Below are 15,801 nucleotides of genomic sequence, written 5' to 3'. Positions count from 1 at the left end.
CGTCAGGAAATGAGCTGCAAGCCGCGCTGCAAGTCGGCGATCAAGTCCTCGGCGTCTTCAATGCCGACGGACAGGCGCACCAGGCCGTCGCGCAGGCCGATGCGCTGGCGCATCTCCGGCGGAACCGAGGCATGCGTCATGGAGGTGGGATGGCAAATCAGACTCTCCACGCCGCCCAGGCTCTCCGCCAGCGTGAACAACTTGATGCCTTTGAGAAAAGTTTTGGCCGTGTCGAAATCAGCCAGCTCAAATGAAATCATGCCGCCGAAGCCCGGCTGGCCGTAGGGGTCGAGTTGTTGCCGCTTCGCCAGTTCATGCTGCGGATGGGAGGCCAGGCCGGGATAGTAGACCTTCACGACACGGGGATCCGCGGCCAGAAAGTTGGCAATGGCCATGGCGTTGGCGTTGCTTTGCCGCATGCGCAGCGGCAGTGTCTTGGTCGAGCGCAGAATCAACCAGCAGTCAAACGGGCTGGGCACTGCACCCACCGCGTTTTGCAGAAAGGCCAGGCGTTCTGCCACCGCCGCATTGCTGGTCACCACCACGCCGCCGATGACATCACTGTGGCCGTTGATGAATTTGGTCGTGCTGTGAACAACGAGGTCGGCACCCAGCTCCAGGGGGCGCTGGAAATATGGGCTGAGAAAGGTGTTGTCCACCACCAGCAGAGCCTTGCGCTCATGACAAAAATCCGCGAGCGCACGCAAGTCGGACAGGATGAGCAGGGGATTGGTCGGCGATTCCACAAACAGCATTTTGGTCTCACGCCGCCAAACCTGCGCGACTTGCTCGAGTGAAGAAGTGTCGACAAAATCGAATTGCAGACCAAAGTCCGCCATCACTTGCCGAAAGTAACGCGCGGTGCCGCCATAGACGTTGGCGGTGCACACCACGTGATCCCCGGCTTTGAGCAGCTTGGTGACCGTCGAGGTGGCGGCCATGCCTGAAGAGAAGGCATGGGCAAACCGGCCGCGTTCCAGTGCCGCGAGATTCTTCTCCAGCGCCAGGCGGGTGGGATTGCCGGTGCGACCGTATTCATACCCTTTGTGCACCGCCGGCGCCTCCTGGGCATAGGTGGCGGTTTGAAAGATTGGCACGATCACTGCACCGGTGGTTTCCTCCGGGTGCTGGCCGGCGTGCACGGCGTCGGTCATGAAGCCCATGATTTCCCTTCCTGAATGAGGTCAAAGAGAGGTTGAACTGCCGAGGCAGTGGCGGCGCTGCAGTGCAGGCACGCTTCCCCGCCGGCCGCGCTTGCCTGAAACAAAAAAGGCCTGTAGACTCAGGCGAGCCACAAGCCGCGAAGACTCTTGCTGTGCCGAGGGCCGGACTCGAACCGGCACGGTTACATTCGCAACCGAGGGATTTTAAGTCCCTTGCGTCTACCAGTTCCGCCACCCCGGCGCCGGAAGCGCAAGCACTGAGGCGGCGATCGGAGTCGAACCGATGAATAGAGGTTTTGCAGACCTCCGCCTTAACCACTTGGCTACGCCGCCAACCCGCCGGCGGTTATCACTTGATCTGCAAAGCGCAATCCGCCTGGCTCATTAAAAAGACAGGCAAACGTGGTGAGCGTCTGCCTGTGTTCAGTCTGGGTCGTTGTGGAGCGGGAGACGGGGCTTGAACCCGCGACCCCCACCTTGGCAAGGTGGTGTTCTACCACTGAACTACTCCCGCTTGGTGACGGCGAATATAACCAAAACTCCCCTGGTGTGCAAGCATTTTTTTGCTTGCAATCCTACCCAGATTCCAGTATAATGGCGGTGCTTTTTTGCCCGAGATTCCTTTTCCCACATCAACCACACCCGAACTCATGGATGGCATCGAGTACACAGAATTGATCATTACCTGCGAAGCTTGTGGCAATGTCAAACGCCATCTGGTTCACAGTCAGGAGGAATGCGACCGCATTTTCCGCGAGTTTCGCTGTGAAAACAGTTGCGGTCGCAATCTCTACAGCTTCATTACCATCGGCACCCTGAAGCGCGAAGCCGCTCCCACCGTCGAGAGCTCCGAAAAGCCGCTGGAGCAGTAAGTCGCGGTCGCACCGCCTTCCCCCCAACTGACACCTGCCCCTCGATACTTTCGGCGCCACCGCCGTTTGCGGCAGGCGGCAGACCAGCTTCTATTTCAACAAGGTCAGACGGTGTGTCATCACTTCGCGCCTGCCGGACTGGCCGTCGAAGATCACCCGCATGAGATAGATGCCGCTGCTCACTGTCCTGCCGCCGGTGTTGGTGCCCTGCCAACGGAGGACATGATAGCCGGCAGCAAAATATTCATCGTGCAGCCGCAGCACCTCCCGGCCCTGCTGGTCATAGATGACCGCCTGCACCCTGCCCGCCTCCGGTAGCGCAAGGTTTACACGGGTTTCAAGATTGAAGGGATTGGGATAGTTTTGTGACACCGCCCAATCCGCCGGCAACTCGCGCGACAAGACCGCCGGCCGGGGTTTGGCAAAACCCGCCGCCATGACGCTGGCAGCGCCGCTGCCACTGCTGATGGAAAAATCATCGACGCGCAGAATCCCCTTGCTGGAAGTGCGATAAGCCGCGAGTTCATAGTAAAAACGGCTGTCCAGCGTGTAGCCCGGCAGACCGAAAGGCTCGCGGTAGGTGTCGATCCAGCTCACGCCGTCGAGCGAGGCTTCGAAGTGGATTTGGGCATCATCGCAGCGCAGCCGCAAATAAACCGGGCCGGTAATCACCAGATTGCCGGTCACGTCCACACCATCAACCACACCGTTCTTCTTCCATTGCACATAAAGCAGATACGGCCCGCTGGCCTGGTCGCGATAAACGTAGAAGCGATACCACGCGGCTTGATCATAAATGCCGGTGGTCCCCGCCAGATTGTAGGTCGGGCTCATGCCAAGCGCGCCATCATCGTTGGGCTGTGTCACCTGCACGGTGATCGTGGTGTTGCGCGCCTGAAAGGCGGAGGTGGTGATCACCCAGCCGCTTTCCCCGCCGGCGGAGCGCAATTCGAGCTGGCCATTGACCACCGCAGATTGATTGCCGGCGTTCGCACCGCGCTGCCATTTGCCGGCATCCAGACTGCCACTGTTGAAATCATCGGCCAACAGAGTGGCTGCCAGCGTGGTGAAGGCGAAATCGCCGCTGACCGCCAAATTGCCGTGCGCGTCCGCGGATTTGGCGCGATAGTGATAGGTCGTGCCGGCTGCCAGCCCCGTGAGCGTCACTTGATGCGAAGTGACCCGCACGCTGTCCACGGGAGTGGTGAAGCCGTAGGCGGTGTCCGGGCCGTATTCCACCTGCGAGTCGCCCGCCTCGTTGGTCTCCCAGGTGATCACCGCCGAGGAAGCCGTCACATTGACCGCCGCGACGTTGCTGATGACGGGAGGCAGCGTGTCCCGCGCCGCGGTGGTGAAGGTGAAATCTCCGCTCACTGTCCAATTGCCGGCGGGATCCTTCGATTTGACGCGATAATGGTAAGTGGTGCTGGCGGACAAGCCGGAGAGGGCAACCCGGTGTGCGGTAACCCAGGTGGTTTGCAGTGGCGAGGAATTGCCATAGTCAGGGGTCGGGCCGTATTCCACCTGCGAGTCGCTGATCTCATCCGTGTTCCAGGTGATTTCCACATGGGTGGCGGAAATGTTTGCCGCCGCCACGCTGCCGAGTGCCGGGCTTTTTTGATCAGCGCTGCGGCCGTCAATAACAATCGTCTGATTGGCGGCAACGCCGGAAGCCGTGACAATGGTGCCGTCGAGAAATCTCACTGTGAGATCGACGGAATCCTGGCGGCCCAGGCCAAAGTGCAAAATCGGATCATCCTGTCCGAGATAACCGGCGGTGCCGTTCGCTTCCCGCAGGGCGCGGAAAACGCCGCCGCCAGCGGAGAGACTGACGGTGGCCCCGAACGCCCCGGCGACACCCTGCGGGGAGATCAGACGCACCTTGAGCCAGTTGCCGTTGTTGTAATCGTTGCGCACCAGCCAGTTGCGCGAGCGCTTGCAGCCCACGGCGAAGTCCAGATCACCGTCGCCATCGATGTCGGCAAAGCCGAGGGCGCGCGGGTCGTTGATGCCGGCGACCGGAATCGCGGGCCCGGCAACGAAGGTGCCCCGGCCGTCGTTGAGATAGCAGACATCATCACCTGCGAAAACCAGATCGAGATCGCCGTCGTTATCCAGATCGGCGAAACCGCCCATGTAACCGTCGGTGCTGCTGAAGCTTTGCTGCCAGCGGAAGGTGGCGTTGCCGTTGTTGAGATAGAGATGGCCGGAATCGTCACTGGCGAGCAGCAAATCCAATTTGCCGTCATTATCGACATCGGCGCTGGTGATGCCGTCACCGGCACGGTGGCTCAAGCCGAGCGCGGCGGGGTCCACCGCCGCAAAGCGGCCCTGACCATCGTTGCGCAGGACATTGAGGGGACCGGTGCGGTTGGCGGCAAATACGTCCAGGTCACCGTCGCCGTCAAAATCCGTGGCGAGCGCACCCTGGCCGGCGCGTGCCGTGAACAGGGCGCCGGAGTCGATGGCGGTGAAATGCAGGCCGCCGTCGTTGCGGTAGACTTCGTTGCGATCCTCGGGCGCATCGTTGCTGCCCAAATAATCCGTGACGGTGAACAAGTCGAGATCGCCGTCATTTTCCATGTCGAAAGCGACCACCGAACGGGTCTGCCATTCCCGCAGCGGCAGGCCGGCCGCTGCGGTCACCTCGGTGAAAAAGCCGTTGCCGTCGTTGCGATAGAGGTTGTTGATGGCGGAGATGCCGCTGGCGCCCAGGGTGGTGCCGTTGTACAAATCGAAATCCCCGTCATTGTCCAGGTCGGCGAAAATGGCACCGTGGGAGCCGCCATCATAGTCCTCGATGCCGCGCCGGCCGGCCTCCGACGCAAACACATTGCCACCGGTGTTGCGGAAGAAAAGATCGGCCGTCGGGCTTTCGACCACATTGTACATCGTGATGTACAGATCCGGACGGTTGTCGCTGTCGACATCCGCGAAAATCGCGGCATGGCCGCCCGTCTCACTGCCGCCGGTGGGGCCGGCAGTGCCGGCAGCCAGGGTAATATCCGTGAACGAAAGTGTGGCCGCCGTGGTGGTGAAAGTCTGATCTGAACTGACCGCAAGATTGCCGGCGGCATCCCGTGAGATGACGCGGTAATGATAGGTGGTGCTTTTCTGCAGGCCGGTGAGGGTCACACTGTGCGTCCGAACCAAAGCCGGATCGAGCACGGAGACCGCGCCATAGCTGCTGCTCAGGCCGTATTCCACCTGCGAATCGCTGCTTTCATCGGTGTTCCAGGTGATGGTGGCCTGCGAGGCTGTCACCGCCGTGGCCGCCACCTGTGAAATCACCGGCGGCGTGTCATCCGGCAGGGCGGGCTCGGTGGAATAGATGGCAAATGCATCGACCACCCACTCGCCGTTTTTGTCGGTGCGGTAAGCCGACAGTTCAAAGTAAAATTGATCGTCGAGCGTATGGCCGGTTAGACTGAACAGTTCGCTGTAGGCGGTGAACCATTGCTCATCGTCGTAGGAGTATTCGAAATAAATCGAGTCGCTGCTGGTGCGCAGACGCAGATAAAAATTGCCGTTAAAGGTGGCGTCGGTGGCAACGTCCAGCCCATCCACCACGTTGTTCTTGCGCCACTGCACATACAGCTTGTAAGGCTCATTGCTGTTGTTGCGGTAATTGTAGAAGCGATACCAGCTCGGCTCGTCATAAACGCCGTTGAGAGCCGGCGTGGTTACCGTGGCGGACATGCCAAGCGCGCCGTCGTTGTTGGGTTGCAGCACTTTGACCTGGACGATTTTGTTGCGTCCGGTGAAAGTCTCTCGCGTATGCACCCAGCCACTGGCCGAGCCGTTCGCACGCAAATGCAGGGCGCTGTCGACCACCGCGGTCAGATTGCCGGTGTGGCTGCCCAGCCGCCACTTGCTGGTGTCGAGCGTGGCGGTGTCAAAATCATCCGCCAGCAGCGGTGCCGGTCGGGTGGTGAAGCTGTATGTCTCGCTGATGGCCAGGTTGCCGGCAGCATCGCGCGATTTCACGCGGTAAAAATACTTTTGCCCCGCTTGCAGGCCGCGCAGAAGCACTGCATGTTCCAACACCCGTGTCGAATCCAGCGGCGAACTTTGGACCACACCATTGCCGGTGTCAAAGTCGACCTGGCTGTCAGCCGGTTCGTTGGTGCTCCAGCGAATCTCGGCGGAGGTGGAGGAAATTTTATTCACCCTGACATTGGTGATCGCCAGCGGCGTGGTGTCGCGGGCGGCTGTGATGAAGGTGGAATCGGCACTCAGCGCCAAATTGCCGGCGGCATCACGCGAGCGCACGCGATAATGATATCTGGTGCCGGCCTGCAGATTCGACAGGGTCACGTGATGGCCGGTGACCAGCAGAGTGTCGAGAGTGGAGAGGTTGCCATAAGCAGTCGTCAAACCGTATTCCACCTGGGAATCAGCCGGCTCGTTGGTCTCCCAACTGATGCTGGCACTGGCCGCGGTCACGTCGCCGGCACGCAGATTGGTGATTTGTGGTGCGGTGCTGTCCGGTCCGCCGGCCGTGGTGAAGACAAAATCGGCGGACGCCACTTCCGCGCCATTGAGGTCGCGTGCCCGGGCGCGATAGTGATAGGTTGTCCCCGGCGTCAGGCCGGTTAAAGTGATGCTGTGCGAGGACGCCAGCAGACTGTCCTCGCGATAAAAATCATATTCCCCGTGACTGTACGCCGGGAACCACTGGCCGGTCATCACGCGGTAACCGGCATCATTGGGGTGGAGACGGTCGGCCATCCACTTTGTTTCCCAGTCGGGATTGGCGACAAAAGCGGCATAATTGTCAACGAGAGACATGCGGTAACCGGCATTGACCCGCGCCTGCACCAGTCCCGGCAACCGGGCATTGACGGCAAGATTGACCGAATCCCGGCTATCCGTGCGCGGAATCAAAGTCGAGAGATGCAGTTTGATGGAGGCATCATAGGCAAAAATTTCATCGACGATGGCGGTGATTTCATCCACTACCTGCTCAGCAGTGTTGCCGCCGGAGATGTCGTTGGTGCCGATGTGCAACAACACGGCCTGCGGCCGTGATTGTTCGAGAAAGCCGCGCAAATTGCCCAGCAGTTGGTTGGCTGTCCAGCCGGGATGGCCCTCATGCTCAGTGTCCGGAAAACCGGTGCCGTAATTCAGGCTGCCGACGAAGTCGAAGCGGCTGCCGAACTCCGTCAGCCGGTGATACAGGGAGGAGCGGTAGCCCGCGCCATCACTGCTTTTTTCACCCTCGGTGATGCTGTCGCCCAGCGGCATGACGCGAATGACGCCATGCGCACTGGTGTCATACTCGACGGTGCCGTAGGTGAAGCGGTCGGTGTCGAAAGTCACCCGTGCACTGCTGTCGGTGATGTCCGAGACCGTGAGATTGGCAATGAGCGGCAAATCGGGCATGCTGTCGGCGGTGGTAAAGGTGAAATCCGCGCTCACTGCCAGGTTGCCGGCCGCATCGCGCGATTTCACGCGATAGTGATAGCGCGTGCCGGGGGTGAGGTTGACAAGAGGGATGGCATGTGACGTGGTGCGCAGGCCGTCCAGCGGTGAAACGAGGCCATAGGAATCCGTCAGGCCGTATTCCACCTGTGCGTCGCTGGCTTCGTCTGTTGTCCACGTGATGGTGGCGGCCGTGGTGGAAATGTTGCTGCTGGCGATATTGGAGAGCACCGGCGGCGTGGTGTCGGCCGGGGATGAGGAGAGGGTGTGAATGGTGAAATCATCCACCAGCCAGTCTCCTTTCGCCGGCGTGTTGTAGGCCGACAGCTCGAAGACAAAAAGATCGTCCAGCGTGTAACCGGGCAGCGCGAAGACTTCCTGATAAGCCGTCGTCCATTGCACGCGGTCGAAGGAATACTCGAAAAAGATCACAGCGCCGCTGGTGCGCAGACGCAGGTAAAAGTTGCCGGTGAAGGTGATGCCGCTGGCGACATCCCGGCCGTCGAGCACGCCATTCTTGCGCCACTGCACATAGAGCTTATAGGGTTCGGCGTTGGAGTTGCGATAATTATAGAAGCGATACCAGTTGGGTTCATCATAGAAACCGTTGGCGGCGGCAGAGTTGACGGTGGGCGACATGCCGAGCGCAGCGTCATTGTTCGGCTGCACCACCTTCACTGCGATTGCTTTCTCCCGCCCGCTGAAACGATCACGGGTGTGAACCCAGCCGGAGTTGCCGCCCGTGGTGCGCAGGCGCAGGTAGCCGTTCTCCACCACTGTGGTGTTTTGTGCATGTGAGCCTTTGACCCATTTGTTGCTGTCCAGCGCCGGGCCGCTGAAATCATCGGAAAAGAGCGGCCCCGTGCTTGTGGTGAAAGTGAAATCGCCGCTGACGCTGACATTGCCGTGGGCATCCGCAGATTTGACCCGATAGTGATAGGTGGTGTTGGCGGCCAGGCCGGTGAGCGTGACCGCGTGTGCTGTCACCCGGCTGGCATCGCGTTGCGAGAGCATGCCATAGCCCGTCGTCAACCCGTACTCCACCTGGCTGTCGCTGGCTTCATCTGTTGTCCAGGTGATGGTGGCGCGGTCACTGTCGCTTGAGCCGGCCTGGATGTCCGCGAGCAGTGGCGGCGTGGTATCCGGCGGCGCAGACCCCGTGCCTTCACCTTCACGCAAGACGAGCTTTTGATCCGCAGCAATGTTGTAGTGGCGATCCTCAATGCCGGCTGGCCATTGGATGATCAGACTGTCGACCCGCAGACTCGCGCCCAGGCCGAAATGCACCGTCAGGTCGCTGCCGGTGCAGAGATAGGCCTGTCCGGCAATCACCATGTGCACCTGCTTTTGGCCGCCGCTCCAGGCGGTCAACCGTGCGCCCACGCCGTCGCGATTGCTGCTGCCGCCCACCGGATCAATCTGCAGCCAGTGATGCAGCGGTCCGTCATTACGGTAGAGCACGCTGTTCTGACCGGTATTGGTAAAGAAAATGTCGAGATCACCGTCACCGTCATAATCCGCACATGACGGGCTGTAACCGCGATTGAAATCGTTGACGCCGGCGGCCGCGCTGACATCGCTGAAGGTGCCGTCGCCGTTGTTGCGAAACAAGCGGTTGTCATCGTTGCGGGTGACGTACAAATCGAGCCAGCCGTCATCGTCGAAATCGGCGAACAACGCGCCGCGATTGCCCGCCGCGCCCACGCTCACGCCGGCACTCGCCGCCACTTCGGTGAAGGAGCGCCCGTTGTTGCGAAAGAGCAAATTCGGGCTGTCATAGCTGCACACGTAAACGTCGAAGTCACCGTCGCGATCGTAATCGCCCACTGCGGCGCCCTGGCTGTGCGGCGTGGAGGCTGCGATGCCCCAGGCAGCGGCCTGCTCCGTAAACGTGCCGTTGCCATTGTTGAGGTAAAGCAGGTTGGGCTGCAGCTCTTTGCGCGTGACAAAGAGATCGAGATCGCCGTCGAGATCCACATCAAAAAAGACGGGCTGCAGGCTTTCCGAGTAACTGCCAATGCCGGCGGACAACGTCACGTCGCTGAAGGTGTGATCCGGATTCTGCCGGAACAGGCAATTGTCCTCCACCGTCTGCGTGACAAAAAGATCGAGCAGGCCGTCGTTGTCATAATCTCCCCAAGCCACGCCCTGGCCCTGACCGGTCATGTTCACGCCGGCAGCCTGGGTCACCTCGCTGAAGGTGTTGTTGCCGTTGTTGCGATAGAGAATGCTGCGGCTGGATCCGGTCATGATGTAAATGTCGAGATCGCCGTCATTGTCGTAATCGGCCGAGGCCATGCCGCGATCACGCCCGGCCGGATCCTGAACGCCGGCAGCCGCGGCAATATCGGTGAAGGTGCCATTACCATTGTTGCGATACAGCAGGTTGTTCGCCGCATAGGTGATCGCATAAATATCAGGCCGGCCGTCGCCATCGTAATCACCAAAGGAGGCGCCATGACCATAACCACCCGAGGGAACCGGCAGAATGCCGGCCGCGGAACTGACATCGGTGAAGCGCAAGGTTTGCGTCAAAGCCGGAAGGGCTGAAATTTGGAGAAGCGCAAAAACGCAAGAGGCGAGAGGCGCCATAATGCTGCGCGGTGAAAGCTGTCTCATGACATGAACTCCGACAAGCATCTGCACTTCGGCAAAAACAGCGGGGATTTTTCGGAAGAGAGGTGGGGCACTGTCAAAGGCCGGAGGGCTGCGGCGGTGGGCCGCGGTCTCGCGCGCTCATCTCAACAGATGATCCGGCCACTAAATCCATCCATGGAAGGGACGTGAATCTAAGAGAATACGCCAAAATCGCAAGCAGGAACTCGCACTGACGACCGGGTTTTAGTCCCCGGGAAAAACAGCATCACCGTGCGAAGACGGTGCAAGATCCGCCGCCACTCGCGGCGCACCACTCAGGTTCGGGGAATATTACTTACTCCCCTCCCGACCTGCAGAGACCTTGTCAGAAAAGGTCGGTGCTGCAAACCGTCTGTGCGAGTCCTGTCATTGCCGCCTGCCACTGAACGGATTGTGCTTTCCCACAGGAATCGCTATCTTGCCGGCATGATTGCCACCGGGTGGCGGGCACTGAATTTCCGCGAGTGCTCCGGATGTGTCTCTGCCGTTGCGCGGCCTGCCGCCCGGACGGCTCTCCATGCTTGTACCACAAAGTGAATGAACCATGCGCATCACAGAAATTTTCCACTCGATTCAAGGCGAATCCACCTACAGTGGCCTGCCCTGCGTATTCGTGCGCACCACTGGCTGCAACCTGCGCTGCGTGTGGTGTGACACCGCCTATGCTTTCCATGGCGGCAGGGAGATGAGTTTGGAGGAAATTTTGGCCCGGGTAAGAAGTTACGATTGCAAACTCGTGGAGCTGACCGGTGGTGAACCCATGCTGCAAAAGGAGACACCGGAGCTGGCGCGACGCCTGCTGGACGAGGGGTTTACCGTCCTGATCGAAACCGGCGGCAGCCTCGATTTGTCACCGCTCGATCCCCGGGTGATCAAGATCATGGATCTCAAATGCCCGGGCAGCGGCGAGATGGATCGCAATTATTGGCCGAATCTCGACATCCTCCAGCCGCATGACCAGATCAAGTTCGTCATCAACGACCGCCGGGATTATGACTGGGCGCTGCGGGTCATTGGTGAGCATCGCCTGGCAGAGAGATTTCTCCTGCTTTTCTCCCCGGTGTTTGGCGGGATGGACTACCGCCAGCTTGCCGAATGGATGCTGGCCGACCGCGTCACTGCGCGTTTTCAAATACAACTGCACAAGTACATTTGGCCACCGGACATGCGTGGCGTGTGAGCCCGCCACCAGCCTCTCCAGTTACGAAAAGACGACAAAGTGTTCACCAGACGCAGGGAGAGCGTGACACAGGAAAAGCCGAGTCGCTGACTCGCAATGCAATCCGGCAGATGGACTGGCAACATTGGGAGGACGCTGGGGCTTGCGACCTCATCCGGGGTGCTATCCGCTCTGTGGTGAGAGTTTGGCAGCCTGTTCCACACGGCTATCAAACCTCGACCTGTGTGCAAGCGCTGCATTTTTGCAGATTCAAATGAAAAGCCCCAATCACCTTGCGGTTGATTGGGGCTGGTGGGAAGACTTGCAGCCGGCTACATTGTCATTTGCCGGTATTCGGAGTAGAGTTTCTTGACGGAGGGGATGTACTTCTGGGTTTCGTCCCACAGAATGCCATCTTCGCGATTGGCCTTAATCCACATTGCCGCGCGGCGCTCACCACCGTTGTAAGCCGCCAGGCCGCCGTCCAGATCGTAATCCGTAATCAAGGAGGACAAGTAACGGCAGCCAATGCGGATATTCAGGATCGGGTTGAAGAGCACGTCTTCCGGGCTGGTCCAATTCAAACCTTCATATGCGGCGACATACATGCCGGTGGTCGGCATGACCTGCATCAAGCCCATGGCGCCGGCGTGCGAGATGACTTCCGGATTCCAGGTGCGGCCGCTTTCATGCGTGATGGTGGCGCAAATGAGATCGATATCCAGGTTGGGATATTTCACGCTCATCTCATAGATCGTGTTGGCGATCTCATACTTCAAACTGGACTCCATGCGCGGGTTGAAGCGGTCGATGATGGCGATGACCTTCTGGATGCTGTACTGCCTGACGGTGTCAACATTCATCGCACCACGCAACTCATGCAACACGCGCTCCAGTTCGCCAATTTTGGTGTTTTGCAGTTGTGAGAGCGTGTAGTATTTGATACTCACGCCCGTTGCGGTAAGGCAGATCGCAACCAAGAGACCATACAGGAAGATCTTGGAAGTGATGCGACGTTTGACGCCCTTTCCTCCCTGATTTTCTCCTGTTGACATCTGTTCCTCCGTAAATATGTTCAACATGATAATTGCCCAGAATAGGGGGTGGTCATCCCACCATAAAAGCAAAAAACCTCGAATTGATTTCTTCTATTGTCAGCCCTGGGAGAGTACGCCTTTCCTTTTGGCAGATACCGTGCCATAAAGAAAATATTTTATTTTATATGATCTTATAGCGTAAAGCTGGGGCTCTGTTATGAGCTTTTTATGTTCGAGACTAAATCAGTTTTCAGGCTACGAGGCCGGAAATCGATCACTCCGAGAAAACAAAACGCGCCGATAAGGCGCGATCAATCACACGAAACGGCTATTAAAGCCATTTTATAATTATACTTATATCAGTATGACCTCACCTTCATATGGTTTCGCTTGATTCCGGATTGAGATGAGACATGCTACTATAAATAAAGTGAACATTAATTCTCTTTTTAAAAAAATGTGGGCAGAGTATAAGCAATCGCGCTAGGAGATGCAAGAAAAATTTTTGACCAAGCCATGAGTCTCAGTCGTGGGCTGTAAATTTGTCACATCTATTTTATTTTCAGAAGGCTGCATAAAACAAAAACCATCAGCCGAGCTATTCTTAATTATTCCAATCATCATATTTGACAAATCATTATGCTAATTACTAAAGCCAACAGATTACCAAGTATCCGATCACTCTACTGCAGGAGCACGCGGCCTAGAGCATGTCAAAATGGCTTAACCCTAAAATCTACACTAAAAAATTAATCTTGGGGATACCTACCGCACCCAAGCTGGCTCGAAATTTTTAGATGGTACAAGTTGAGACTCGGGGAGCACCGCCTGAAATTTTACCACCGACTCCCAAGTCACGGACAGCCTCTACTGGGCGCAGCGGAGGCGACACCTGAATTTTTGCTGAATTTTTGAAAAAAAATCCCCAAGACTGGATTATGTCCCGGGGATTTTTAGCGTTACCGTGTGCAACGGTGACCAACTCTAATTTTTCTTGGGCCTTGACTCTTGTATGAATGGCGGGGGATAGCGGCCAGGATCGGCAGCCGGACTGTGGCTGCCTGATTCCTCGATTCCCACAAATACCGTGTCGCTGACGGTACGCTGTATCAGCAACACATCAAAAAGCGTGGTGTCGGCCACAATGAGGGTGTCCTGTCGCAACACATGCACGACATCATAGGCTGTCACCGTATCCGGGATCACGGGCGGTGCGGGTTTGTATTTGAGCATGAGCGGGTTATAGCCCCAAATCTCAAAGGTCGCGGTCTGCTGGTCACGCTCGAAATAAAGTTTGATGGGCCAATCCTGATAATTGCGCTCCAAGCCGCGCAGCAATCCCGCCAGGATGGCGTTCTGGGCGGCGTCGGTCCTGGTGCCTTCGAAAATCTCTGCCGGGCTGTTCTGGGTCACGACTTGGAAATTGGCGGCAAAGTGCCACGCGTTCATCACCTTCTGCGCGGTGTCCGAGGGTGTGGGCACGTAAATGCGCTCGGAAGGGTAGCACTTGACGATGTCTTCCACGCCGAAGCCGTTGGCCGTGGCATCGATGATTTCCATTTTCGTCACCGGGTTGTCGGTGATGAGAAATTCCATCAGGAAAAAATCGATCAGGCCCGGCTCGGTGATGGTGGCCACGCGAATCAGTTTTTGGTCAACGCTCGCCTGTGGCTGCGGCCAGGCGGCGGAGGGCAGGCCGGCGGCCAGCAGCAGCCAGCAAAGTTTTCCGAATTTTCTCATCATCATTTCTGTTCTTGCAGAACCCATGAGTTCCCGCCAGCCGGGGCTGTTGCAAAACGAACATTCCAAACCATGGCCGGTCCGCGGTTTCCTGAACGCCGGGGGTCGTGAAAACGGCCGAACTTTGCCGCACCGGCCGGGCTGGTGCCGGAGCGCCCGCCCAAACGCGGGCTTGTAACGGGCCAGCAGCCCGATGGTGCGAGCCGGTCTCAGTTTGTTGGTTGCCGGCCGCTGCTCACCAGCTCGCGGTACTTTTCGAACTGGCGGCGGGCCTCGTCAAATTTGCCCTGGCGTTTGAGCGCCTGCGTCAACAACTCGTAGGCAGTAATTTCTTCGCGTGGGTCAAGTTGATTGGCGGTGGCCAGCGCCAGGCGGGCAAACTCTTCCGCGCGTTTCGGATCATTCGTCGCCAGGCGGGCCAGCTCCAGATAGCTCTTGGCGCGAAAGTTCCAATCGATTTCTGCTGCCTGTTGAAAATAGGCGAGCGCCGTGCTGAATTTGCGGGCAGCGAGCATTTTCTGGCCCTGGTTGAAGCACATGGCGCCATAAGTGTCGCGAAATTTTTGTGCCATACTATCAGTATTGGTTTTGGTCTCTTTGACGACTGCCTGCATGGCCAGCAGCGCTTTGTCACTTTGTTTGAGATGATTGAACTCCAGGGTGGCGAGACGCCAGGTCATCTCCTGCCGCGCGCGGCTGGTCTTGAGCGTGGGCAGCAGCCGTGCCATGCCGGCGGCGGCTTCCGCATACTTTTGCTGATCGACCAGACCGAGCAGTGTGTCGCGCGCTTCGGCGGCCGCAATGTTGCCATCGTCCCAGTTGATCCAGCGCACATTGGCCAGCGCCGCCTCGCGGTTTTGTGGAGTCTGTGCGTAAATCACGGCACGCGCCAGCACCGCCAGGGCGGAATCCGCCTGCCGCATCTTGATGTAGCATTCCCCCTGATAATAGAGGTAGAGAAAACGCTGGCTGCTGTCGGTGGCCGCCGCGATGTTGCGCTCAGTCAACGGCTCATGTGGCGGGACACCGAAGACCGCAGTGGCGGCCAACACGCGCTCGGCCTCGCGAAAATTCTCCAGTGCTGCCGGGTATTCCTGCAGGGCAAAGTAGCAATCCGCCAGGCGGGCATAAAGGCCATGCTGATCTTTTTGCACACGCACCAGGGACTCCAGCACTTCCGCGGCTTTGCGGTGATTGCGCTCATCCAGAAAGCGCCTGGCAAGCAGTTGATAGGTGCGTGCCAGCCACAAGCGCGTGGTGGCATCAAACGGATTCAGTTGCAGGGAAAGTTCGAAACCTGCGCGCGCCGCCTCCAGCGCCTGCAAGGCCTGCCGCCGAATCTGCTCCGGGGCGGGCTCTCCGGCCGCCTTTTTGTCGAGCGCCACGGCGCGCTGCAATTCCCGGCCGGCTTCGTTGAAGCGGTTGATGGCCGCCGCCGAGTCCACCACCAGCGAATCGATCCGGCCGCGGAGGATTTCCCACAGCCGGTTGCTCTTTTCCACTTTGGCAACCGAGGAATCGGCAATCTGCCGGGCCTGCTGCTGCCGGGGATATTCAACGAACAGGGCTTTCGCGGTGGAATCCGCGGCCACGGCCACACTGCTGTCGACGCCCGCGGGCACCGGAAGTGCCGCGCCCCGGCCCGGTTTCGCGGAGCGACTGCCGGCACAGGCAGTCAACAACAAGGCGGCCAACAGCATCACCGCCGGCCGCGGGTTGCGCGGCACGCTGTGCAGGAAGCTTGTGAGAGCTCGGCGTTGTAGTGACAT

The 15,801-nt window shown here is 58.6% G+C and carries 7 protein-coding genes and 3 tRNA genes; 2 read left to right on the top strand and 8 right to left on the bottom strand.

Going from position 1 to position 15,801, the window contains the following annotated elements:
- Positions 1 to 2 precede the first annotated feature (2 nt).
- From ONB52_09860 to ONB52_09845, 4 genes are all read right to left on the bottom strand, one after another.
- Entirely contained in the window at positions 3 to 1,163 is a 1,161-nt protein-coding gene (locus ONB52_09860) for a PLP-dependent aspartate aminotransferase family protein (protein MDZ7416443.1), read from the bottom strand.
- A 153-nt stretch (positions 1,164 to 1,316) separates the two neighbouring features.
- Positions 1,317 to 1,404 (bottom strand) — tRNA-Leu (locus tag ONB52_09855).
- A gap of 19 nt (positions 1,405 to 1,423) precedes the next feature.
- A tRNA-Cys gene (locus ONB52_09850) sits at positions 1,424 to 1,496 on the bottom strand.
- Between the two features lie 106 nt (positions 1,497 to 1,602).
- Positions 1,603 to 1,677 (bottom strand) — tRNA-Gly (locus ONB52_09845).
- 136 nt (positions 1,678 to 1,813) lie between these two features.
- On the opposite strand from ONB52_09845, the gene ONB52_09840 reads away from it, so the two are divergent.
- Positions 1,814 to 2,035 carry a hypothetical protein gene (locus ONB52_09840; GenBank protein ID MDZ7416442.1) on the top strand — a complete coding sequence of 74 codons (222 nt, stop codon included), beginning with the start codon at positions 1,814 to 1,816 and terminating at the stop codon, positions 2,033 to 2,035.
- A 90-nt stretch (positions 2,036 to 2,125) separates the two neighbouring features.
- Here the strand turns inward: ONB52_09840 and ONB52_09835 are convergent, their stop codons facing one another.
- Complete coding sequence (locus ONB52_09835) at positions 2,126 to 9,994, bottom strand: FG-GAP-like repeat-containing protein (GenBank protein MDZ7416441.1); 7,869 nt, start codon at positions 9,992 to 9,994, stop codon at positions 2,126 to 2,128.
- Between the two features lie 646 nt (positions 9,995 to 10,640).
- On the opposite strand from ONB52_09835, the gene ONB52_09830 reads away from it, so the two are divergent.
- Complete coding sequence (locus ONB52_09830; protein ID MDZ7416440.1) at positions 10,641 to 11,276, top strand: radical SAM protein; 636 nt, start codon at positions 10,641 to 10,643, stop codon at positions 11,274 to 11,276.
- 311 nt (positions 11,277 to 11,587) lie between these two features.
- On the opposite strand, the gene ONB52_09825 is transcribed toward ONB52_09830, so the two are convergent.
- The 3 genes from ONB52_09825 to ONB52_09815 all read right to left on the bottom strand — a co-directional run bounded on the left by ONB52_09825 (position 11,588) and on the right by ONB52_09815 (position 15,801).
- Positions 11,588 to 12,310, bottom strand: a complete 723-nt coding sequence (locus tag ONB52_09825) for a lytic transglycosylase domain-containing protein (protein MDZ7416439.1) — start codon at positions 12,308 to 12,310, stop codon at positions 11,588 to 11,590.
- 966 nt (positions 12,311 to 13,276) lie between these two features.
- Entirely contained in the window at positions 13,277 to 14,038 is a 762-nt protein-coding gene (locus ONB52_09820) for a hypothetical protein (GenBank protein ID MDZ7416438.1), read from the bottom strand.
- A gap of 203 nt (positions 14,039 to 14,241) precedes the next feature.
- The gene (locus ONB52_09815) at positions 14,242 to 15,801 is read right to left on the bottom strand and encodes a hypothetical protein (GenBank protein ID MDZ7416437.1); all 1,560 of its coding nucleotides are present in this window, start codon (positions 15,799 to 15,801) and stop codon (positions 14,242 to 14,244) included.

Source organism: candidate division KSB1 bacterium (assembly GCA_034506255.1).
GTDB lineage: Bacteria > Zhuqueibacterota > Zhuqueibacteria > Zhuqueibacterales > Zhuqueibacteraceae > Coneutiohabitans > Coneutiohabitans thermophilus.
This window is presented reverse-complemented; position numbering and strand designations above follow the sequence as displayed.